The following is a 22,382-nucleotide window of genomic DNA, read 5'->3' as shown; positions in this document are numbered from 1 at the left end:
CGCATTATTTATTTTAGCTGAAATTCTAATTTTATTTCATGAAGATTATCTCATACAACGTAAACGGCATTCGCGCAGCTCTAAATAAAGGCTTTATAGATTGGTTAAAAAGTGCCAATCCAGATGTAATTTGTTTGCAAGAAATTAAGGCATTAAAAGAACAATTAGATTTAGATATTTTTGCTGAAGCAGGTTACAAGTATAATTATTGGTTTAGCGCCCAAAAAAAAGGGTATAGTGGTGTTGCCATTTTAAGTAAAATAGAACCAAATCATGTAGAATATGGTACAGGGATTGCTTCCATGGATTTTGAAGGCAGAAACCTTAGAGCCGATTTTGATGGTGTTTCCGTAATGAGTTTGTATTTACCATCAGGAACAAACGATGCTAGGCTAGACCATAAATTCGAGTACATGGATCTCTTTCAAGATTATATTTCAAACCTTAAAAAGGATATCCCTAATTTAGTTATTTGTGGAGATTACAACATTTGTCATGAAGAAATTGATATTCATAACCCAAAAGGATTGAGTAATACTTCCGGTTTTTTGCCTGCCGAACGTAAGTGGATAGGTGCTTTTATTACTAATGGGTTTACAGATTCATTCCGTCATTTAAATAAAGAACCACATCAATATACATGGTGGAGTTACCGCGCCAATTCTAGAGCCAATAACAAAGGTTGGCGATTAGATTATGCCATGGTTTCTAACGCCATACAAGAAAAGATAAAAAGAGCCGTTATACTATCGGATGCCGTACACAGCGACCACTGTCCTATATTATTAGAAATAGAAAATTAAACCCATAATTATAACCAAACCCAAAAAGAAATTAAAAATGAAAAAAAGAATTTCCTTAATCGTCTTAACATTAGTCCTCGTATCTTCATGCGTTTCCCCTAAAATATACAAAGATTTAGAAAATAAATACGCTAATTTAAAACAAGCCAATAGAAAACTTTCAGATGAAAATGAAGACTTGCTTTTCGATAAAACAAAAGCTGAAAATGAGTTGAAAGAACTTAGAGCAGATTATTCTGAAACATTGGCACAACGTAATAAACTACAAAGTGATTACGATGCTACAAAAGCAAATTTGGATGCACTTAAATCGTCTTACGATGCTTTAGAGAAAAACAGTTCAGCCTCAATAAGTGCCAATTCAGAAAAAAACAGAGAATTATTAGCACAGTTGGAAGCTAAAGAACAAGCTTTGGCAGACGAAAACCAACGTTTAGAAAATCTTAAAAAACAATTACAAGATCGTTCAAACCGTGTAGCAGAATTGGAGAAAGTTATTTCAGCTAAAGATGCAGCAATGACTGCCTTAAAAGATGCTATTTCTAAAGCTTTAACCGATTTTGAAGGCAAAGGCTTAACCGTAGAACAGCGTGATGGAAAAGTATATGTGTCTATGGAAAATAAATTGCTTTTTAGCTCAGGAAGTTGGGCAGTGGGTGTAGAAGGGCGTAGAGCCGTACAACAATTAGGCGCTGTTTTAGCCAAAAACCCAGACATCGCTATTTTAATAGAAGGACATACCGATAATGTGCCATACCAAGGCAGCGGACAAATAGTTGGTAACTGGGACTTATCAACCAAACGTGCCACAGCTATCGTGAATATTTTACGAGAAAATGCATCTATAAACGCAGAAAATTTAACGGCTGCAGGTCGTGGTGAGTTTGCCCCAATTGCTACCAATGAAACACAAGAAGGCAAAGCAAAAAACAGACGTATCGAAGTTATTTTAACACCAAAGTTAGATGAACTTTCAAAATTGTTAAACGATAATTAAAATTTGGGCGTTACCATAAGGGTCACGCTTGGAGTTTATCCTGAGCGTAGACGAAGGGCTGTATCTTTTTAAAACGTCATTGAGAAAGAGGAACGATTGAAGCAATCTGTAAATTTATAGTTTTCACTAAGCTTTTTACACAAATGTTTTAAAAAGGATGCCGCTTCTATCCCTAACAAAAAAAACCTTAACACAGTTTTAAACCTTTCAGTTCATTTGTAACTGAAAGGTTTTTTTATCTTTATCAATTCATCTAAAATCTAATAGAACTGTCTAGAAATGTAAATATCTAAGCAGTTTAATAATCTTAAAATGAAATACACCACCATACCAAAAACCGATATAAAAGTTAGTAAAATATGTTTGGGCACGATGACTTGGGGTAACCAAAATACAGAAGCAGAAGGCCATCAACAATTAGATTATGCCATAGAACAAGGCGTTAATTTTATAGATACCGCCGAAATGTATCCCGTGCCAGCAAGTCCAGAAACCCAAGGTAAAACCAGTAAGATTATTGGTTCGTGGTTAAAAAAAACGGATAATCGTGATAAAGTTGTTTTGGCAAGTAAAATAATAGGTCGTTCTAGTGATTACTCAGCACATATAAGAACAACGGGCTTAAGTGGAAACTCAATCTCGGAAGCTATAAATGCTGAATTAAAACGACTGCAAACGGATTATATCGATTTATACCAAATACATTGGCCAGAGCGGGAAACCAACACGTTTGGAACGCGCGATTATAAGCACGATCCTAATGATGCTTGGAACGATAATTTTAACGAAGTCCTTCATGCTTTAGATGGTCAAATTAAAGAAGGTAAAATTCGTCAAGTTGGTATTTCCAATGAAAAAGCTTGGGGAGCCATGCGTTATTTGGAAGAATCTAAAAACCATAGTTTACCCAGAATGAAAACGATTCAGAATGCCTATTCATTAATTAATAGGGGTTTTGAAGGTGATATGGCAGAAATATCAATGCGTGAACATTTAGGGCTGTTAGCCTATTCTCCCATGGCATTCGGGGTGCTTTCTGGTAAATACATAAAAGGAAATGCCGATGCTAATGCTCGATTAAATTTGTTTTCAAGGTTTGTGCGTTACAGTAGCGAAGCATCAACCGAGGCCACAAAACGTTATTTGAAAATAGCAGAAGATAATAATATGACTTTAGCACAAATGAGTTTAGCATTTGTAACCCAACAACCCTTTTTAACCAGTACTATTATTGGTGCTACAAGTTTGGAACAGTTAAAAGAAAATATAGGAAGCATTGCAATTACTTTAAGTGATGAAGTGTTAGAACAAATTAATGAAGTACATGCTTTAATACCAAATCCAGCAACTTAAAATTATTAAATTTAAAAAAAACGATCGGCCAGAAATAATTTATGTTTTTTATTACTCATGGTGCGTATGTTATTAAAAAAGAATAATTTGAATGTTTTTTATAGATATATTTAAATAAAGTTAAAACTATGATTAAAGCTAGGGTTAAAGTCATTATTGGGAATATGCTTGTTTTTTTTCAACCAATTAAGGCTAAAAGGTTGGTAGAAAAAGGGTTAACCATTCCAGAAAAGCTGACTTTTAAAGAACGATTAATGCGTGATGCAATCATGAAAAAGGCAGTAGAAAATAAAAATTTTGATGCCTTATCAGAATTTCATAAAAATTATTGGATAGAGAAGGGAGAGGGGTATTTCTCGTACACAACTAATATTCTAGAAAACTTTTTTAAGCCCAAATGTTCTTTTTTGATAGATATGCTTCAAGAAAAATTGAAAAATGAATCGATAAATTATCATACCTTAGTTGAAATTGGTACAGGAAATGGGCAAGTGCTGGAATATTTAAGTTCAAGATTAATTGAAATAGATAATTTTGTTGGTATCGATTTAAGTATTGCTCAAATAGAAAGGAATAAAATTGATTTTGAAAAGAATTCTAAATTAGAATTTTTAGCCATTGATGGTTTTGATTGGTTAAAGAAAAATGGTACTAGTGGAATGATAATTGTTACTTCAAGAGGCGTTTTAGAATATTTTACAGAGTCAAAATTGCAAGAATTATTTGATTTTTTAAATGAATTAGGTCATGTGATTTTTATAGCCATCGAGCCTACAGCAATCGGTCATGATTTTTCTAAACAGCCTCACTCATATCCTTTTGGTTTTGAAAGTTCTTTTTCTCATAATTACATAAGATTGTTCGAGAATTCAGGATTTACTATATGGCATCATTCAAAAATAGCATATTCCGCAGAATTCAATTTTAACTTTATTGGGGCAGAAAATTAATTGGCGCTACAAGTTTGGAACAGTTAAAAGAAAATATAGGAAGCATTGCAATTACTTTAAGTGATGAGGTGTTAGAACAAATTAGTGCAGTGCATAATCTAATTCCTAATCCATCAATTTAATTTCCTGCTTTTTATTTTAACCTTTAGTTTTTTTGTGCTTCTTGTAACTTATAAAAATCGTATAGTTTTTTATTATATGGGTAGTCCCAGCATCCCATTCTATGATAAAGGTCTCCACCAAAGCCTTTTTTGTAGACATGAATGCCGTGTAGTGGATGGGCTCGATTTAAGTTTGGTGCAGACCCAAACATATCATATTCTGTACAACCCCATGCTTTTGCCATGCGTATAGATTCCCATTGCAGCGCATAACTCGCCATAGAGTTTTTTTTAGAAGATTTAGATGCACCATATAAATAGGTGCCTCTTTTTTTTGATAAAACTAAAAACATGGAAGAAAGGAACTTGTCATCAATATCGGCCATTAACATCTTAACGGTTACGCCATTTTTGTTATTATCCTGGTTTTTTAAAATGGTAGAAAAAAACTCCTGATTTTGTAAAGGCATACCATGCCTAATGGCTGTGTCAAGATATAGTTTGTACCATGAATCTATATGTTCAATACCATATTCACGAACTCTAATACCTTTTTTATTCGCTTTTCTCACATTGTATCTCGTATTATATCTCATGTTATAAAGCAAGTCTTGTTCTTCCAAAGTTAAATCAAGGAAAAAAGTGTTTTTGGGAAGGTTATCTTGTACACTCTTATGTAAGTTCCAATTGGTTGTGCCAAAATTGACTCTAAATTCTTGAGTTTGATTAGGCGGTGGCCCAATCCAATTACCAGAATTATCGAAATATTCTTTTTCAGTTGCCCATTGGTTTTCCCAAATTAAATCATAGCGTATAAAGATGCAATTGGGAGGTAAGTGTGGCTTAATGGATTCAGATAGTTGTTCTAAAAACAAACCTTGGTTCTCAAATGTAGGTACTAATTTTGGACCATATGGGACGTAAGCAATGCAGGTATCATTGCTTATGTATTTAATGAGTATTAACAAGTCTTCAACTTCTTTTTCCAAAGAACTAGCATTGCTTATTAATAGGTTTTTAGAAATAGTCAATTCAAAACCTTGAGGAATAAACCCTTGCTCGCTTTTTACACGTCCCCAAAAAGGTGTTTGTGGTAATATATTTGTTGTTTTAAATTCTTCAATATCTTTTCGCTCTAACTCACAAATCATTTTTTTTGCGGCAAAGCTAAGAAATCATATACTTAATTTAAAATCATCTGTAATTTGATTCCCTTTTTTGTTTAAAAAGAGGTGCTTCAAATACGTTTTTTTATGAAATTTATAACAACTTTAATTTATTTCATTTGTAACATTAAAATTATATGTAAATTGATCCAATAAAATTTAAAAAATAGTTTTAAATATGAAATGGAAAGGTAGAAGACAAAGTGATAATGTTGATGATCGTAGAGGTAAAAGTGGGACAGGACAAGGCATAGGCGGATTTAATAATCCTACATTATTAGCGCCATTGGTAAAACTCCTTTTTTCTAAAGTAGGCTTATTAATAGTGGGAGGTTTCATAGTGGTATCTTTGGTAATGGGTAAAAATCCTCTATCCTTAATTACACAACTTTTAAGTGGCGGAGCAACGCAAACAGAATCATCTACACCTTACCAAGCGACTGCTAAAGATCAAGAATTGGCCGAATTTAGTGCTACTATATTAGCAAATACTGAAGATGTTTGGAACAAGTTATTACCAAATTATCGAGAACCAGAGTTGGTGCTTTTTACAGGCTCCGTATCATCTGCATGTGGATCTGCTTCTAGTGCTACAGGGCCGTTTTATTGTCCTGGTGATGAGAAATTATATATAGATTTAAGCTTTTTTGACGAAATGGAGCGTAGGTTAAATGCGCCTGGAGATTTTGCTCAAGCATATGTTATAGCCCATGAAGTAGGGCATCATATCCAGAAAATTACCGGAATTTCAGATAAAATGAACCGATTAAGAGGGCAACTTAGTGAAACGGAATACAACAAATACTCCGTAAGAGTAGAGCTTCAAGCCGATTTTTTAGCAGGTGTTTGGGCACATCATTCGCAAGAAATGACGCAGATGATGGAAACCGGCGACTTAGAAGAAGCTATGAATGCCGCCAACGCCATTGGCGATGACAGGTTGCAAAAACAATCGAGTGGCAGGGTCGTTCCAGATTCGTTTACACATGGCACATCTGCACAGCGTATGCGATGGTTTAAAAAGGGATTTGATACGGGCGATCTATCGCAAGGCGATACGTTTAGTGCTACTTCGTTGTAGCAATTGTTTTTTGAAATATTTATGTTTTTTTCTGTTTTGTAATCCGCTACCGCTAAGTTGAATTTGCAGAGCTATTAAGTTTCATTAAATTTAATGTGTTGTTGTGTAGTTAAATATCAAACAAAATAGTTTTTTCATACAGATTGATAATCAAACTATCTTATCTTTAGTCTATAAAAATCAATGATATGAAAGACAAACTGCTTTTCTTTTTAAGAAAAATTTATCGCCTAACAGATAAAATTGCTTTTTATCCTACGCTCTTAGCTGTTTTAGGTTTAGTTTTTACTTATGTGTTAATTTATCTGGAAGAAAACGGAATTTCCAAATATCTTCTTGATACATTTCCCTCATTAGTAATAAACAATACTGAAACCGCTAGAAGCCTTCTTACAACTTTTGTTGGCGGACTTATTTCTATTATGGTTTTCAGCTTTTCAATGGTAATGATATTGCTCAATCAAGCCTCTAGTAATTTTTCGCCCCGATTGTTGCCCGGTTTAATTAGCAATAGAAGGCATCAAATAATTTTGGGACTATACATTGCTTCCATACTTTATTGTACGTTCATTTTGGTTTACATAGAACCTAATGGAGACAAATATCAATTACCCGGTTTCGCAGTGCTGTTTGCTATTATATTCATGGTTGTTTGTCTTGGAGCTTTCATTTATTTTATTCATTCCATTTCTCAGGGAATTCAAATTAATAACATAATGGATAAGATTTTTAATATTTCGAAGCAGAGAATGTTGTATTTAATTGAGAACGAAAAGTACAATGAAGGTGATTTTCCCAACTCCAGCAATTGGGATGAATATGAATCGAAACAGTCGGGATATTTGCAGAATGTTTCAGTAAAAAACATTGCAAATATAGCCAAAGACAATAAGGTGAAAATTGATGTGGCTGTTGTAAAAGGTTTGTTTATTTCTGAAAAAAATACCCTTTTTAAAAGTGAAAAAGAATTGGAAGACGAAGTAATTGATAGTATTACCGAGCATTTTGATTTTTCTAAAAGTGAATTTGTTGATGATAATTATGTGCTTGCTTTTAAACAAATTACAGAAGTGGCCGTTAAAGCCATGTCACCAGGTATTAACGATCCCGGAACCGCTTTAAATGCCATAGATTATTTATCTCAATTGTTTGCTATACGTATTCAAAAAAAGGATAAAAGTTTTATATATATTGATGATGTTGCCTATGTGAGTATGGCGACTGTTAATTTTAAAACATTGATTTTTCAGGTAATGGCAGAATTGAGAACTTACTGTAAACACGATGTTGTAATTGTAGAAAAACTGCTAATAATGCTTTTTCATTTAAAAAAGATTGTGGGTAAGGAAAATGTAAACTATCGAAATATTATAGATGAAGAAATAGCTAATTTAATTTTGGACGCCGAAGATGTTATTACTAACGAACGCGATTTAAGCTATATTAAGTCTATTGCTTAAATTGAAACTAGCATTAATACAACGCATGTGATACTTTTAGTGCTACTTCATTATAGTTGTTAATTCCTAAAACATTTAGATTTAATCTGTTTTGTCATGCACTACCGCTAAGCTCTGCTTAGTGGCGGTATGAGATAAAACAAGATTTATTGAATAATAAAAAATAAATCATTCAAAATATTGAAATGAAAATTATAGAATTTTTCAAGGATTTTTGGTTAGATTTTTTTGCAGCCTATTATAAAAGGCTTAAAAAAAATGCTGCATATGAAACGCCAATAAGTATTGTATTGCATTTATCATTTACCCAAGCAGTTAATTTTAACACAGTAATTGTAATTGTTTTACATCTATTTACTTCAATAAAACTTAATTTTATAATTCTATTTTTACCCATAGTTTTATTGTGTCTAATTAATTTTTATTATTTCTATCATAAATTAAATAAAAAACAGAGGAAAGCTATACTTAACAAAGAGCCAAAATATAAAATTATTCTATATGATTTATATGATGTATTTTCTACAATTTTATTTATGTTATCACTTTATGTTTTTTCAAAAGGATAATAACCCCTCTCTAGAATATGTTTTTTAAAGGCGATAGCTGTCTCGTTCTAAAAAAAGTTCACATATTTTATATTAATCGCTAGATTTACAAAGTAAGTCGAAAAAGTTAATTTAATTCTATAATTTGTGGCTAGTGCTACACTCGCAATAGCGATTGCAGCGGCATCCTTTTTAAAAAATGAAATGCATGAAGTTTAATTTTGAAATAGAAATTGGCAGATTGCTTCGTCGTGCCTCCTCGCAATGACGTTTTTAAAAAGATATAGCGGAAAGCGCGGTGCTTTAGCAATTGCCCAAAAATATTTTAAAAACAAAAAGCCTCACTAAACAAATAGTAAGGCTTTTTAGAATTATTTAATTTGATTACCATCTTTATCGAAAAAATGATATTCTAAATACGTGTAAGCATCTCTTGGTAAAATTTTAACCCATTTTTTGTGTTCAAAAAACCATTTTGAACGTGTTGATGGAAAACCTTTTGTTAAGAAGGCTGCTATAAAAGGATGTGTGTTTAAGGTCAGCTTTTTATAGTCTTTTTTTAATAGTTGTTCTAGGTCGTGTGTTATTTTAGACACAATACCTATAGGTGCTTCTACCTCAGAGCCGTTATTAATATCATCAGGATTTTCTTCCTTAGTTTTAATATTCATTTCTGGGCGAACGCGTTGTCTAGTAATTTGTATCAAACCAAATTTACTTGGAGGCAATATTTTGTGTTTTGCTCTGTCGTCCTTCATTTCATCGCGAAGGTGGTTAAAGAGTTTTTGCCTGTTTTCGGCACTCGTCATGTCAATAAAATCAACTACTATGATGCCTCCCATGTCGCGTAAACGCAATTGGCGAGCCATTTCGGTAGCCGCTATTAAATTAACTTCTAGTGCTGTGTCCTCTTGGTTGTTTGCTTTGTTGGAGCGGTTACCGCTGTTCACGTCTATAACGTGCAAAGCTTCGGTGTGTTCTATAATAAGATACGCACCTTTTGCCATAGAAACGGTTTTACCAAAGGAGGTTTTAATTTGTCTTTCTATCCCAAATTTTTCAAATATGGGGACGTTTGATTGATACAATTTAACTATTGATTCTTTGTTTGGTGCAATTTCTTGCACATAATCTTTAATTTGAATGTAAAGCGCTTCATCATCAACGTGAATAGCAGTAAAGGTATCATTGAATATATCTCGTAAAATGGACGAGGCTTTATTCATTTCTCCTAATACTTTACTTGGATGATGTGCTTTGTGTAGCTTTTTGCACATTGCGGTCCAACGACCTAACAAATTTTGCAAATCTTTATCTAGTTCGGCTACTTTTTTGCCTTGTGCTACGGTGCGTACAATAATGCCAAACCCAGGCGGCGTTATGCTTTTTACCAATCGTTTTAAGCGGTCTTTTTCTTCTTTGTCTTCTATTTTTTGAGAAATAGAAATACGGTTAGAAAAAGGTACTAAAACAATATATCTACCAGCAATAGAAAGCTCGGAGCTTATTCTAGGGCCTTTGGTTGATATGGGTTCTTTTACTATTTGTACCAATAGCGATTGATTTGATTTTAAGACATCGGCAACTTTGCCGTCTTTATCAATATCTTTTTCAAATGGGAAATTTTTTAAAGTAAAATCTTTTAGTTTACCTGTGCTTACACTTTTTGTGAATTTTAAAAGAGAAGGTAGTTTAGGTCCTAAATCATGATAATGCAAAAATGCATCTTTCTCATAGCCTACATTAACAAATGCAGCATTTAGTCCAGGAACAGCTTTTCGTATTTTGGCTATAAACACATCACCAACCGAAAAATTGTTTCCATCTTCATCTTTCTGTAATTCAATAAGTTTTCCATCTTTTAATAAGGCAAAATCAACGTGCTCGGAACCAGATCGAATGATCAATTCTTTATCCATTAAGTTAATTTTTATCCATACTTTTTAGTTTGAAGTTTCAAAGTTTCAAAGTTTTAAGGTTTTAAAGTTTCAAGGTTTCAAAGTTTCAAGGTTTTAGGTTTTTACTAAAAAACCATCAACCAAAAACCCAAAACCATCAACCAAAAACCACTAACCCAAAACCATCAACCAAAAACCAAACGGTACAGATGGATTAAACAATATTTTTCACAGGATTTTTTAATATCCGTGGAGTTTATAAAACGCAAAAAGCGTCTAAAAATTTAATAAACTCATTTCAAAGAACGTTTTAATAAGACCCTTTCAGAGTTTGAGAGGGTTTTAACCGAAAAAAGTAGTTTATATAACTACTTTTTAAGGCTTACTTTTTCTTTTTGTGACGGTTAGCACGTGCACGTTTTTTTCTTTTGTGCGTTGCTACCTTATGTCTCTTACGTTTTTTACCACTTGGCATAAATAGTGTGTTTTTTTGATTAATAATTTATTTTAATACTGAAAACTTGTTCCAGCCAATGCATTTTTATTTAACGTCTACATTTGTTTTAACGCCTTCAACAAAAACTTTTGCTGGCTTAAATGCAGGTATGTTATGAGATGGTATTTTAATGGTAGTGTTTTTTGAAATGTTTCTACCAGTTTTTTCAGCTCTTGTTTTAATAATAAAGCTACCAAAACCTCTTAAGTAAACATTATCACCACTTTCTAAAGAAGATTTTACTTCTTCCATAAATGTTTCAACAGTTGCTTGAACATCTCCTTTTTCAATTCCTAATTTATCAGAAATTTTTGCTACTATATCAGCCTTAGTCATTTTAATATATTTTTTTAAGTTACTATAAATTTTAAAAGGGATGCAAATATAGGAATTTAAAATTCAATATTTCAAACCTAATTCATTAAAATTTAAGATTATAAACGTTTATTTTTGTTCGCAGCATTTATTTAATTAATGATATTCTCAAAAACTCTAAATAACTGGTATTCAAATAACAAAAGGGAGCTTCCGTGGAGGCAAACAAAAGACCCTTATTACATTTGGTTATCAGAAATTATTTTACAGCAAACACAAGTGGCTCAAGGTTTGCCATATTACACCAAATTTACAGATGAATTTCCGTCAGTTTTTCATTTAGCGAACGCTGAAGAAAGCCAGGTATTAAAATTATGGCAAGGGTTGGGGTATTATTCAAGAGCCAGAAATTTGCACGCTACCGCCAAATATATTGCCAATGAATTAAATGGGGTTTTCCCAAACACATATAAAGACTTATTAAAACTGAAAGGTATTGGCGATTATACCGCAAGTGCCATCGCCTCCATTTGTTTTAATAGGGTAGAAGCGGTTGTAGATGGAAATGTGTACAGAGTGTTGTCGCGTTATTTTGGCATTGATACTCCTATTAACTCATCCAAAGGGATGAAGGAGTTTAAACAATTAGCCCAAACATTGATTGATAAAAATAATCCAGCAGATTATAATCAAGCCATTATGGAGTTTGGCGCTACACAATGCAAACCGCAAAGCCCCAATTGCTCTATCTGCCCATTTAATAGTGGTTGTATTGCTTTTAGTGAAAACAGAATGGGCGAATTGCCTGTTAAAATAAAATCCGCGAAAGCGAAAAAAAAGCACTTTAATTTTTTAGTTTTTATTGATAATGAAGAAAACACCATTCTTGAAAAACGAGAAGGTAAGGGTATATGGCAGAATTTATATCAGTTTCCTTTAATTGAAACAACAAAAAATTTAGAGTTTAATGATTTTGAAACAATTGTAAAAAAGCATCCTTTATTACATGAAACGTCGTTTGAATGGTCGCTTTATAATGAAGATGCTATTGTACATAAATTATCGCATCAACATTTATATACTAAATTTTGGATTGTGAAAGTGAATGCTATCTTGCCTGAAAGTATTCCTAAAGAAGAAATTCATACATATGCGGTACCTATATTAATTGGTAATTTTATTGAAAGTTTTAATTTTATTTAGTTTAATGATAGCAATCAATTTTTTTATTAATTTTAAAAAAACGGAAAGCAAGTATTTAAAATGCAAAGCAATTCAGTAATTTTGCTGTCCTGTAAATATTATAATTATGTCTGGAACGTTAAATAAAGTGATGCTAATTGGGCATTTGGGTGATGAAGTAAAAATGCATTATTTTGAAGGTGGTGGCTGTATTGGTAGATTTCCTTTGGCAACAAATGAAACCTATACTAGTAAGCAAACCAACGAACGTGTTACCAACACCGAATGGCATAACATTGTGGTTAGAAATAAAGCTGCCGAAATTTGCGAAAAGTATTTAAGCAAAGGTGATAAAGTTTATGTTGAAGGCAGATTGAAAACCAGAAAATGGCAGGATGAAAGTGGTGCTGAACGTTATTCTACAGAAATTCAATGTACAGATTTCACCTTTTTATCTACTAAAAAAGAAAGTGAAAGTAATGCATCAAGCGCCGCATCAAAACCAGCTCAAAAACCTGTTGCTAAACAACCACAAGCACCACAACCTATTGAGGAAGAAGAAGACGATTTACCATTTTAATAATAGATGTCTCTCTGTAACGAGATATTTTGTATAACTAAAACCATATTACTTGGACCCTGACCCCACGAGTTTTAAAAGTTTAATGATTGCAATTGATTTTTCAATTGTTTTAGGCGTTGTATTATTGTTTTTGCTTTTGTTTTGTTCTGCACTTGTTTCTGGTGCCGAAGTAGCTCTTTTTTCGCTTTCTAGAACCGATATAGAAAAAGGATTGGAAGCAAAATCGAAACGGATTCAAATAATAACAAATTTACTAGATCGCCCTAAAAAGTTATTAGCCACCATATTAGTAGCCAATAACTTTATTAATATTGGTATTGTTATTCTCTTTGCTTATTTATCCAGCGATTTGTTTTCAGGCATTTCATCTCCTGTAATAAAATTTGTAATTGAAGTTGTTGTTGTTACTTCCTTAATTTTGTTGTTTGGTGAAATTCTTCCTAAAATTTATGCCAGCCGTAATAATTTAAAGTTCGCCACCTTTATGGCATATCCACTAAAAGTTTTAGACGTGCTATTATCACCATTAAGTTTACCCATGCGTAGCGTAACTATTGGTATTCATAATAAATTAGGAAAGCAGAAATCGAATTTAAGCATCGACCAATTGTCACAAGCTTTAGAACTAACAAGTGAAGAAGATACGACAAAGGAAGAACATAAAATATTGCAAGGCATCGTGTCTTTTGGTAATACAGATACCAAACAAGTAATGCGCCCCAGAATTGACATTTTCGCACTGAATATAGAGCAGAAATATGTCGATATTATGCCAGAAATAGTGAAAAATGGTTATTCGCGTATTCCTGTGTATAAAGATAATATAGACACCATAAAAGGGATTCTGTATGTGAAAGATTTATTACCCTATATTGATAGAAAACAGTTTGATTGGACGACCTTGATTCGGGAGCCTTTTTTTGTTCCGGAAAATAAAAAGTTGGACGATTTAATGGCCGAATTTCAAGAGATGAAAGTACATTTAGCCGTAGTGGTTGATGAATATGGTGGTACATCGGGGCTTATTTCGTTAGAAGATATTATAGAGGAAATTGTTGGAGATATTAGTGATGAGTTTGATGATGACGATTTAACCTATTCAAAACTAGATGATAATAATTATGTTTTTGAAGGCAAAACAGCCTTAAAAGACTTTTATAAAATTATTAAAGTTGAAGATGTAACCGTTTTTGAAGATAATAAAGGAGAAGCTGAAACTATTGCTGGTTTTGTTTTGGAAACTTCAGGTAGCTTTCCAAAGCTAAACAGTAAAATAAATTTTAAAAATTACGTTTTTAAAATTGAAGCTTTAGACAAAAAACGGATAAAGCTTGTAAAATTCACAATAACTTAAATGAAGCATAATCTTTACTTATTGGTCGTAATCATGGTGTGTTTTTCATGTGGACAAGACTATATTCCAAAACCTAAAGCCTATTTAAGGTTGGATTACCCGAAAGCACAGTATAGAAAAATGAATTTAGAAGTGCCTTTTTACTTTGAAACCAATAGCTTAGCATCTGATATTAAGTATAAAAAGTTAAGAGCTGCCAAAGAGAGTTATGGTATTAATATAGAATATCCATCACTTAAAGGCACCATATTTTTAACCTATAAAGCTATAGATGGTGATTCCATAACTTTAATGGAATATCTTAAAGATGCACAAAAATTTACCTTAGAGCATACTATTAAAGCAGATGAAATCCCTGTGTTTCCTTATGAAAATAATGAAAGGAAAGTATATGGTGTTTTTTCCGAAGTAAAAGGAAATGTAGCATCGCCAGCACAATTTTATGTAACCGATAGTATTAAGCATTTTTTGGTAGGATCACTTTATTTTTACGCCAAACCTAATTACGATTCTATTTTGCCAGCTGCAAATTACCTGCAAAAGGATATGATTCAAATAATGGAATCGCTTCACTGGAAATAAAAAAGCTTCTCAATTTTTAAAATTGAGAAGCTTTCTAAATATTATTCTTTTATATTATGCTTTTGCTTTTGTAGCACAACAAGTTTTTTTAGTAACGGTTGATGCGGTTTTTGCACTACAAGCTTCTTGGCAAGCTGCTTTTTCTGCATCCGTTTTGCCTTCGCAACCTGTTTTGTCACATGCTTCCATACAACTTGTTTTGCTAGAGCTGCCGGCCTTCATGTTAGTAACTTTATACGTGTCAGAAACTTTGGTAACAGTTTGTTCTAATAAAGCAGGGTTTACTTTAGCTTCATCATATTCAACCATAGCCAATTTTTTATCAAAATCTACAGAGGCAGATTTAACACCATCCATTTTTGCTATTTTTTTCTCAATAGTTTTAGCACAACCCATAGCACAAGTCATCCCTTCAATAGTGAATTCTGCTTTGGCATAGGTTGCATTCGGATTCATGGTTTTAGAAGTTTCGGTGGCCACTTCAACAGTTTTAACCTCTGGTTTGGTTTCGTTTTTACAACTCATGGCAAATAGAGCTATTGCCGCAACCATCATTATATTTCTTATTGATTTCATCATTTCAAATATTAAAATTCAAGCAAACTTACAAAATAAACAGGTTTATTAATGATAAATCTATATTAAAAACGAGTTAAAATTATTTTTTCACCAAAATTTTTACGAAATTTAAAAACATAAATCATTTTAAAAGGGAATAAGTCTATAAAAACGTATAGATCATTTTAGGATGAATTTATAAATCGAATATCATTTTCTTAAATAAAATTAAATTTTAAAACATGAAAAAAATATCACTTTCCATTAGGTTCGGACTTGTTACAAGTGCTGTATTAATTGCTTATTTTTTAATTTTAGCATTATTAGATAAGAATACAAACCCAGTATTTAGCTTTTTCAATGCAGTTATAACTGCTTTCGGAATTTACGAAGCAATTAGGTTAAGTAAGCTTGAAAGTCCAGATGCGTTTTCCTATGGAGAAGGTTTTAAAATAGGACTTATTACAGGCTTTGTAGCTACTATACTTTTTACTGCTTTTTTCTTGTTTTATGCCACCGAGTTTAACTCTGGTTTTTTGCCTGAATTACTTAAAGAAATGCATGGTGGTTTAGGTGCCGATGTTGGTATGATTACATTTGTAGTAGCCATTATGGGACTAGCAACTACGCTGGTTTCAACCCTTGCGGTTATGCAGCTTTTTAAAAACAGTAAAAAACTTGCCTAAAAAAAATAAAACGTTTGTAAATTAATTAATTAGCAGTATATTTGCACCCGCCTTCCGTAGAGGTAGGTGTATTTTAATAAAATTAATTAATAAAACGTTACGCTATGTACGCAATTGTAGAGATAGCAGGGCAACAATTTAAAGTTGTTAAAGACCAAAAGGTTTTTGTACACCGTTTACAAACAGAAGAAGGAAAGCAAGTAGCTTTTGATAATGTTCTTCTTATTGGTGATGGTGACAATATAACTGTAGGCGCCCCAGCTATAGACGGAGCTCAAGTAGGAGCAAAAGTCTTAAAGCACCTTAAAGGTGATAAAGTTATAGTTTTCAAAAAGAAAAGACGTAAAGGTTACCGTAAGAAAAATGGTCACCGTCAATCTTTAACAGAAATTGTAATTGAAAGTATTGCTGCTTCTGGAGCTAAAAAAGCTACAAAAGTGGAAGCTAAAAAAGCTGAACCAGCTAAAGCAGAGAAAAAAGTTGAAGTTGCTGCTCCAAAAGCAGAAGCGAAACCAGCTGCTAAAAAAGCAACGGCTAAAGCGGATGATTTGAAAAAAGTTGAAGGTATTGGACCAAAAATTGCTGAAACATTAAATGCTGCAGGAATTACAACTTTTGCTGAATTAGCAAAATCAACTCCAGAAAAAATTGCTGAAATCATTTCTGATGTTCGTGGAAATCACGTACCAGATACATGGCCAGAACAAGCTAAATTAGCCGCTGATGGTAAGTGGGATGAATTAGCAAAATGGCAAGACGAATTAAATGGCGGTAAAGCTGAATAACTAACCGTTAAAGTTTAACAATATAAAACCTTAAGACAATGGCTCATAAAAAAGGAGTAGGTAGTTCTAAGAATGGTAGAGAATCAGAATCAAAACGTTTAGGCGTTAAGATTTTTGGTGGTCAAGCTGCTATTGCTGGAAACATTATCGTAAGACAAAGAGGAAATACACACCACCCAGGTGAGAATGTGTACTCTTCTAAAGATCATACATTACACGCATACGTAGATGGCGTTGTAAAATTCACAAAGAAAAAAGATAACAAATCTTATGTTTCTATAGAGCCTTTTGAGGTTTAAGAAATAATTTTCTTTTTAAATACAAGCCCTTTCTGGAAACAGAAAGGGTTTTTTTATTGACTTTGTTGGAATAATTTACTAACTTAGAGTGTTGCATTTAGAGCGCACATATTGTTTCACTAAAAATTATTGTTTATGCTTCCACCATTTAGATCTGAAATTAGAAATTCTCCATCGCAGCAAACCATTAAAATATATTTGAGTGATGAATCTTTAGATGGTAAAATTAAAAACCATTTAGAGCATTTTACTGAAATAGAATCTATCGAAATAAGCGATACTGTAGAGCAAAATCGTGCTGATGAAAACTTAACCATTTTTTTAAATGATTCGGTTGATATTAATAGAATGAAATCGGCTATAGATTCCAGTTTATGGTGGTATTTTGAAAAAGACATGGTAGATGAATGATTATAAGTAATTCTTAAAATAGGTTTCTTTCAAATGCGGTTTGTGAATTGATTCCTTATTTTATTTGATACAACCTCTTATAAATTCAATTTTCTTCTAAATGTAAACGTGCTTAATTTATTGAGATTAATAGGTGCGTGATTCCTTATTTTATTTGATTTTTTAGGGTTTAATACCCCCGAGGCTTGCCTAGTCTTCATTTATGGAATTTGGAATTTTCTTTTTTTTTGGAATTTAATACCTCATAGGCTTGCCTTGAGGTAGTTTATTCTTTCTTAAAATGTTCATACAACATCCTATCATGTCTCATAAATTTCAGTAAGAAATTCAATTATAAATCCTAAAAAATTTTCGTCTTAGCTTCAAGCTTTTTATCTTTGGAATTACTAAAAATCTATTATGAAATTCCTTAAAATTTTCGCGTTTTTTATCGTAATTCAAATGTCGGCACAACAAGGTGGTATGTGGATACCGTCGTTATTACAAGGCATGAATGAAGACGAAATGCAAAGCCTTGGCAGTAAACTATCAGCAAACGATATTTATGATGTTAATAAATCAAGTTTAAAAGATGCTATAGGGCATTTCAACGGTGGCTGTACAAGCGAAGTTATTTCACCCAAAGGCCTCATATTAACGAATCATCATTGTGGATTTAGTCAAATACAATCTCATTCCTCTTTAGAAAACGATTACTTAAAAAATGGGTTTTGGGCTATGAATTTAGCTGAAGAATTACCAAATAAAGGACTATATGTGGAATTTATTGTCCGTATTGAAGATGTAACACAGCAGGTTTTAGAGGGCGTTACCGATGCTATGAACGATAAAGATAAGCAATCTAAAATAGGTGCAAATAGTGGTAATGTAGAAAGAGCAGCGAAAAAAGAAGATTGGCAAAACACTAAAATAAAAGCGTTTTATAAGGGAAATCAATATTTTCTTTTTGTAACCGAACGGTATGAAGATATTCGTTTAGTTGGTGCGCCTCCAACAAGTATAGGTAAATTTGGAAGCGATACCGATAATTGGGTGTGGCCAAGGCATACGGGCGATTTTTCGATATTTAGAATTTATGCAGATAAAAATAACCGTCCTGCAACCTTTTCAAAAGATAATGTGCCTTTTAAGCCAAAGCATTTTCTACCCATAGCCATAGATGGTATTAGTGAAGACGATTTTACCATGGTTTTTGGTTTCCCAGGAACAACTGATGAATATTTGCCTGCCGTTGCCGTGGCGCAAACTGTAGAAAAAATTAATCCGAAAGCAATCGCCATGCGTGAAGCCGCTTTAAAAGTTATTGATGCGAATATGAAGTCTAGTGATGAAATTCGTATTCAATACGCTTCAAAACAAGCAAGAATTGCCAATGCTTGGAAAAAATGGATAGGAGAAAATTTAGGTATTAAAAAAAGTGGAGCCATTGCTAAAAAACAAGCTTTTGAAGTGGAATTCACAAACGCGCTTAAAACAAAAAATTTGTTGGAAACTTATGGGCATTTATTACCAGAATTAGAGCGTTTATACAATCAAATAGAAGAAACTGCCGTAAAGCGTCGTGCTTTTATTGAGGCATTTACAACAACGAGCGAGCTTATGCAGCTCATGTTTAGGTTGACTCAAGTTGAGAATGCAGCTATGAGTAGCGAAGCAGATTTTGAACGTGTAAGAGCCAGTGTTTTAAATAGTATGGATGGTATTTATAAAAACCTGAATTTAGCTGTCGATGAAGGCGTTTATCTCGCTGTGATGCCATTATATACGAATGATGTTGATGCTTCAATTTATGAAAAAACAGCATTCAGAAACTTTGAAACTGGGAAAGCACTTATAGAAGGGAACTCCAAAGAGGTTATTGAAAAATTAAATAACGATGCGGCGTATCAATATGCAAAAGTATTGGTAATGAATTTTTATTCTGAAATAGAATCTGTATTCAGGGAAATTAATCCTCAAATAAACGCTTTAGAGCAGCAATACATGAAAGCTTTAATGGAGGTGTTACCAAATCAACGTTATTTTCCTGATGCCAATAGTACATTGCGTGTAACCTATGGTAAAGTAAAAGGTTATGAACCAAGAGATGCCGTGTATTATGAGCCATTTACCTATTTGGATGGTGTTATGGAAAAATATGTGCCCGGAGATTATGAATTTGATGTGCCACAAAAATTACAGGAGCTGTATGCCAAAAAAGATTATGGTTTGTATGCCGATAAAACAGGAAAATTACCGGTATGTTTTATAGCTACCAACCACACTACTGGCGGAAATTCGGGGAGTCCAGCTATTGATGCCCATGGTAATTTAGTTGGTTTAAATTTTGATAGAGTTTGGGAAGGTACGATGAGCGATATCTATTACGACCCCGAAATTTGCCGAAATATTATGGTGGATTTGCGCTATGTGTTGTTCATTATTGATAAATATGCAGGAGCCAAACATTTAATAAAAGAAATGACCTTGGTGCATAATAAAGGAAAGAAATAGGGTTTTTCCAGTTTAATAATTGATATCGTGCATATCGATATGAACCAGAATATCATTGATGCAACGGTTTAAATCGGTTTTAATTTCTTGGGTCCAAAACCTGAAAATGGTATAATCCATATTTTCAAGTTGTTGGTTTACCTCTTTATCACGTTGCATGTTTCGCTCAATTTTTGGGATCCAAAAGTTGCGGTTGGCTTTGAGCGTTACTTTTCTTTCGTCCCAATTATATCCGTGCCAAAATTCACCATCTATAAATATGGCTAATTTGTATTTTTGAATGGAAACATCTGGTTTTCCGGGAAGTTTTTTGTTGTTAATTCTATAACGAATACCTTTTTTCCAAAGAGTTTTTCTGAAAAGCATTTCGGGTTTGGTGTTTGTGCCACGAATTTTGCTCATTATTTTCGAGCGTTTTTTTGTGGTATAAAAACCAGAAGCTTCATTGAAACGTGGGACTTTTATTTTTTCTTCGTTGTAATCCATAAACTGTTATGAATATAATGAAAATTGGAATGGTAACAAACCGTGGTTGGTGGTGCAATAGCGATTGTAGCGACATCCTTTTTAAAAAACAAAATGGGCTAAAAACTTGGTTAGAAATAAAAATCAGCAGATTGCCACGTCGTTCCTCCTCGCAATGACGTTTTAAAAAGATATAGCGGAAAGCGCGGTGCTTTAGCAATTGCCCAAAATAATGATAGGGTTGAGTTGCTTGTGTGATTTCTCACTTTGTTCGAAATGACAAAATCCCAAACATGAATTGCTTGGGATTTGTGTATTTGTTTCATTGAAAGAGATTGCTTCGTCGCAAACTCCTCGCAATAACGTTTTAGTATCTGTAATATTCTGGTTTAAAAGGACCTTGTACCGCAACACCAATATAATCTGCTTGGTCTTTTCGAAGTTCGGTAAGTTCTACACCAATTTTAGCTAAATGCAGTAGTGCTACTTTTTCATCAAGATGTTTAGGTAACATATACACGTCGTTTTCGTAAGCGTCGCTATTGGTCCAAAGTTCTAATTGTGCAAGAGTTTGGTTTGTAAACGAGTTACTCATTACAAAACTTGGGTGGCCGGTGGCGCAACCTAGGTTTACTAAACGACCTTCGGCAAGTATGATAATGTCTTTTCCGTTTACGGTGTATTTGTCAACTTGAGGTTTGATGGTGTTTTTGGTATGACCGTGGTTCTTTTTTAACCAAGCCATATCAATTTCATTATCAAAATGCCCAATGTTACAAATGATGGTTTTGTCTTTTACAGCTTCAAAATGTTCGCCACGTACAATATCTTTGTTTCCTGTTGTAGTGATAATGATGTCTGCATTTGGAGCTACGGTTTCCAGTTTTTTAACTTCAAAACCATCCATAGCAGCTTGTAGTGCGCAAATAGGATCAATCTCGGTAACGGTTACAATACTTCCAGCGCCCTTAAAAGAGGCAGCGGTACCTTTACCAACATCGCCATAGCCACAAACTACGACACGTTTTCCAGCAAGCATGATGTCGGTTGCACGACGAATGGCATCTACAGCAGATTCTTTACAGCCGTATTTGTTATCGAATTTCGATTTTGTAACCGAATCGTTAACGTTAATAGCAGGCATTGGTAAAGTTCCTTTTTTAACGCGTTCGTAAAGTCTGTGAACACCGGTTGTGGTTTCTTCACTTAATCCTTTAATGCCAGAAACCAATTCTGGAAAACGGTCTAACACCATATTGGTTAAATCGCCACCATCATCAAGAATCATGTTTAAAGGTTTTCTGTCTTCACCAAAGAAAAGGGTTTGCTCGATACACCAATCGAATTCTTCTTCGGTCATGTCTTTCCATGCATACACCGATGTTCCTGCAGCAGCAATAGCAGCAGCAGCTTGATCTTGTGTTGAGAAAATGTTACAAGAACTCCAGGTTACTTCGGCTCCTAAAGCTTGTAAGGTTTCAATTAGTACTGCAGTTTGTATGGTCATGTGCAAACATCCTGCAATTCTAGCACCTTTAAGTGGTTGTGAATTTCCGTATTCTTCACGTAAACTCATCAATCCTGGCATTTCTGCTTCGGCTAATTCTATTTCTTTTCGTCCCCAATCTGCAAGTGATATATCTTTTACTTTGTTGGCTACGTAAGGAACTGTTTTTGTACTCATATCAACTTTTTATTTTTCTTAGTTTTTTTAAAATGAAAACATCTTTGGAATCGTATTTAAAATGGTTAAATTGCTCTCCAAAAATGTTTAACCTGCTTAAAGCAGTGCAAAGATAACTAATAACTTTTAGAA

General features: G+C 33.3%; 22 protein-coding genes. 16 read left to right on the top strand and 6 right to left on the bottom strand.

What is annotated here, in order from left to right:
• Positions 1 to 38: 38 nt before the first annotated feature.
• The 4 genes from EV196_RS01395 (at position 39) to EV196_RS20275 (ending at position 4,103) form a co-directional block, all read left to right on the top strand.
• Positions 39 to 803: an exodeoxyribonuclease III gene (locus EV196_RS01395; protein ID WP_132214133.1), complete on the top strand. Its 765-nt coding sequence runs from the start codon at positions 39 to 41 to the stop codon at positions 801 to 803.
• A 37-nt stretch (positions 804 to 840) separates the two neighbouring features.
• Complete coding sequence (locus EV196_RS01390) at positions 841 to 1,800, top strand: OmpA/MotB family protein (RefSeq protein ID WP_132214131.1); 960 nt, start codon at positions 841 to 843, stop codon at positions 1,798 to 1,800.
• Positions 1,801 to 2,112: 312 nt separating this feature from the next.
• Positions 2,113 to 3,153 carry an NADP(H)-dependent aldo-keto reductase gene (locus EV196_RS01385; protein ID WP_132214129.1) on the top strand — a complete coding sequence of 347 codons (1,041 nt, stop codon included), beginning with the start codon at positions 2,113 to 2,115 and terminating at the stop codon, positions 3,151 to 3,153.
• A gap of 128 nt (positions 3,154 to 3,281) precedes the next feature.
• Positions 3,282 to 4,103: a class I SAM-dependent methyltransferase gene (locus EV196_RS20275; RefSeq protein ID WP_132214127.1), complete on the top strand. Its 822-nt coding sequence runs from the start codon at positions 3,282 to 3,284 to the stop codon at positions 4,101 to 4,103.
• 145 nt (positions 4,104 to 4,248) lie between these two features.
• On the opposite strand, the gene EV196_RS01375 is transcribed toward EV196_RS20275, so the two are convergent.
• Positions 4,249 to 5,355, bottom strand: a complete 1,107-nt coding sequence (locus tag EV196_RS01375; RefSeq protein WP_132214125.1) for a lipid II:glycine glycyltransferase FemX — start codon at positions 5,353 to 5,355, stop codon at positions 4,249 to 4,251.
• Positions 5,356 to 5,548: 193 nt separating this feature from the next.
• On the opposite strand from EV196_RS01375, the gene ypfJ reads away from it, so the two are divergent.
• From ypfJ to EV196_RS01360, 3 genes are all read left to right on the top strand, one after another.
• Positions 5,549 to 6,451 carry a KPN_02809 family neutral zinc metallopeptidase gene (gene ypfJ / locus EV196_RS01370; RefSeq protein WP_132214123.1) on the top strand — a complete coding sequence of 301 codons (903 nt, stop codon included), beginning with the start codon at positions 5,549 to 5,551 and terminating at the stop codon, positions 6,449 to 6,451.
• Between the two features lie 188 nt (positions 6,452 to 6,639).
• Positions 6,640 to 7,911, top strand: coding sequence for a DUF2254 domain-containing protein (locus EV196_RS01365; RefSeq protein WP_132214121.1), 1,272 nt, complete (start codon positions 6,640 to 6,642; stop codon positions 7,909 to 7,911).
• 185 nt (positions 7,912 to 8,096) lie between these two features.
• The gene (locus EV196_RS01360; RefSeq protein WP_132214119.1) at positions 8,097 to 8,480 is read left to right on the top strand and encodes a hypothetical protein; all 384 of its coding nucleotides are present in this window, start codon (positions 8,097 to 8,099) and stop codon (positions 8,478 to 8,480) included.
• Positions 8,481 to 8,830: 350 nt separating this feature from the next.
• Here the strand turns inward: EV196_RS01360 and EV196_RS01355 are convergent, their stop codons facing one another.
• Both EV196_RS01355 and EV196_RS01350 read right to left on the bottom strand, forming a co-directional pair.
• The gene (locus tag EV196_RS01355; protein ID WP_132214117.1) at positions 8,831 to 10,378 is read right to left on the bottom strand and encodes an Rne/Rng family ribonuclease; all 1,548 of its coding nucleotides are present in this window, start codon (positions 10,376 to 10,378) and stop codon (positions 8,831 to 8,833) included.
• A gap of 520 nt (positions 10,379 to 10,898) precedes the next feature.
• Complete coding sequence (locus tag EV196_RS01350; protein ID WP_262711322.1) at positions 10,899 to 11,219, bottom strand: HU family DNA-binding protein; 321 nt, start codon at positions 11,217 to 11,219, stop codon at positions 10,899 to 10,901.
• A 108-nt stretch (positions 11,220 to 11,327) separates the two neighbouring features.
• Between EV196_RS01350 and mutY the strand changes: the two genes are divergently transcribed.
• From mutY to gldD, 4 genes are all read left to right on the top strand, one after another.
• Positions 11,328 to 12,371 (top strand): A/G-specific adenine glycosylase, encoded by a 1,044-nt coding sequence (gene mutY / locus EV196_RS01345; protein WP_132214115.1) that lies wholly within the window; start codon positions 11,328 to 11,330, stop codon positions 12,369 to 12,371.
• Positions 12,372 to 12,477: 106 nt separating this feature from the next.
• A complete protein-coding gene (locus tag EV196_RS01340; RefSeq protein WP_132214113.1) occupies positions 12,478 to 12,930 on the top strand; it encodes a single-stranded DNA-binding protein in 453 nt (150 codons plus the stop codon).
• A gap of 52 nt (positions 12,931 to 12,982) precedes the next feature.
• Positions 12,983 to 14,287: a gliding motility-associated protein GldE gene (locus tag EV196_RS01335; protein ID WP_132214111.1), complete on the top strand. Its 1,305-nt coding sequence runs from the start codon at positions 12,983 to 12,985 to the stop codon at positions 14,285 to 14,287.
• The gene (gldD, locus tag EV196_RS01330) at positions 14,288 to 14,869 is read left to right on the top strand and encodes a gliding motility lipoprotein GldD (protein WP_132214109.1); all 582 of its coding nucleotides are present in this window, start codon (positions 14,288 to 14,290) and stop codon (positions 14,867 to 14,869) included.
• Between the two features lie 54 nt (positions 14,870 to 14,923).
• Here gldD and EV196_RS01325 read toward each other — a convergent pair whose 3' ends face one another.
• A complete protein-coding gene (locus EV196_RS01325) occupies positions 14,924 to 15,448 on the bottom strand; it encodes a heavy-metal-associated domain-containing protein (protein WP_243652151.1) in 525 nt (174 codons plus the stop codon).
• A 221-nt stretch (positions 15,449 to 15,669) separates the two neighbouring features.
• Between EV196_RS01325 and EV196_RS01320 the strand changes: the two genes are divergently transcribed.
• From EV196_RS01320 to EV196_RS01300, 5 genes are all read left to right on the top strand, one after another.
• Complete coding sequence (locus tag EV196_RS01320; protein ID WP_132214107.1) at positions 15,670 to 16,113, top strand: DUF4199 domain-containing protein; 444 nt, start codon at positions 15,670 to 15,672, stop codon at positions 16,111 to 16,113.
• A gap of 104 nt (positions 16,114 to 16,217) precedes the next feature.
• On the top strand, positions 16,218 to 16,898 hold the full coding sequence (gene rplU, locus EV196_RS01315) for a 50S ribosomal protein L21 (protein WP_132214105.1): 681 nt from the start codon (positions 16,218 to 16,220) through the stop codon (positions 16,896 to 16,898).
• Positions 16,899 to 16,936: 38 nt separating this feature from the next.
• Positions 16,937 to 17,197: a 50S ribosomal protein L27 gene (gene rpmA, locus EV196_RS01310; protein ID WP_106660099.1), complete on the top strand. Its 261-nt coding sequence runs from the start codon at positions 16,937 to 16,939 to the stop codon at positions 17,195 to 17,197.
• A 135-nt stretch (positions 17,198 to 17,332) separates the two neighbouring features.
• Positions 17,333 to 17,608: a hypothetical protein gene (locus tag EV196_RS01305; protein WP_132214103.1), complete on the top strand. Its 276-nt coding sequence runs from the start codon at positions 17,333 to 17,335 to the stop codon at positions 17,606 to 17,608.
• A 399-nt stretch (positions 17,609 to 18,007) separates the two neighbouring features.
• The gene (locus tag EV196_RS01300) at positions 18,008 to 20,101 is read left to right on the top strand and encodes a S46 family peptidase (RefSeq protein ID WP_132214101.1); all 2,094 of its coding nucleotides are present in this window, start codon (positions 18,008 to 18,010) and stop codon (positions 20,099 to 20,101) included.
• Between the two features lie 12 nt (positions 20,102 to 20,113).
• Here EV196_RS01300 and EV196_RS01295 read toward each other — a convergent pair whose 3' ends face one another.
• Positions 20,114 to 20,587 (bottom strand): very short patch repair endonuclease, encoded by a 474-nt coding sequence (locus EV196_RS01295; RefSeq protein ID WP_132214099.1) that lies wholly within the window; start codon positions 20,585 to 20,587, stop codon positions 20,114 to 20,116.
• 346 nt (positions 20,588 to 20,933) lie between these two features.
• Positions 20,934 to 22,250, bottom strand: coding sequence for an adenosylhomocysteinase (gene ahcY, locus EV196_RS01290; protein ID WP_132214097.1), 1,317 nt, complete (start codon positions 22,248 to 22,250; stop codon positions 20,934 to 20,936).
• Positions 22,251 to 22,382 lie beyond the last annotated feature (132 nt).

It is taken from the genome of Mariniflexile fucanivorans, from assembly GCF_004341235.1.
GTDB classification, from domain to species: domain Bacteria; phylum Bacteroidota; class Bacteroidia; order Flavobacteriales; family Flavobacteriaceae; genus Mariniflexile; species Mariniflexile fucanivorans.
Note: the sequence above shows the minus strand (reverse complement) of the source record. Positions and strands in the feature narration are given on the sequence as shown.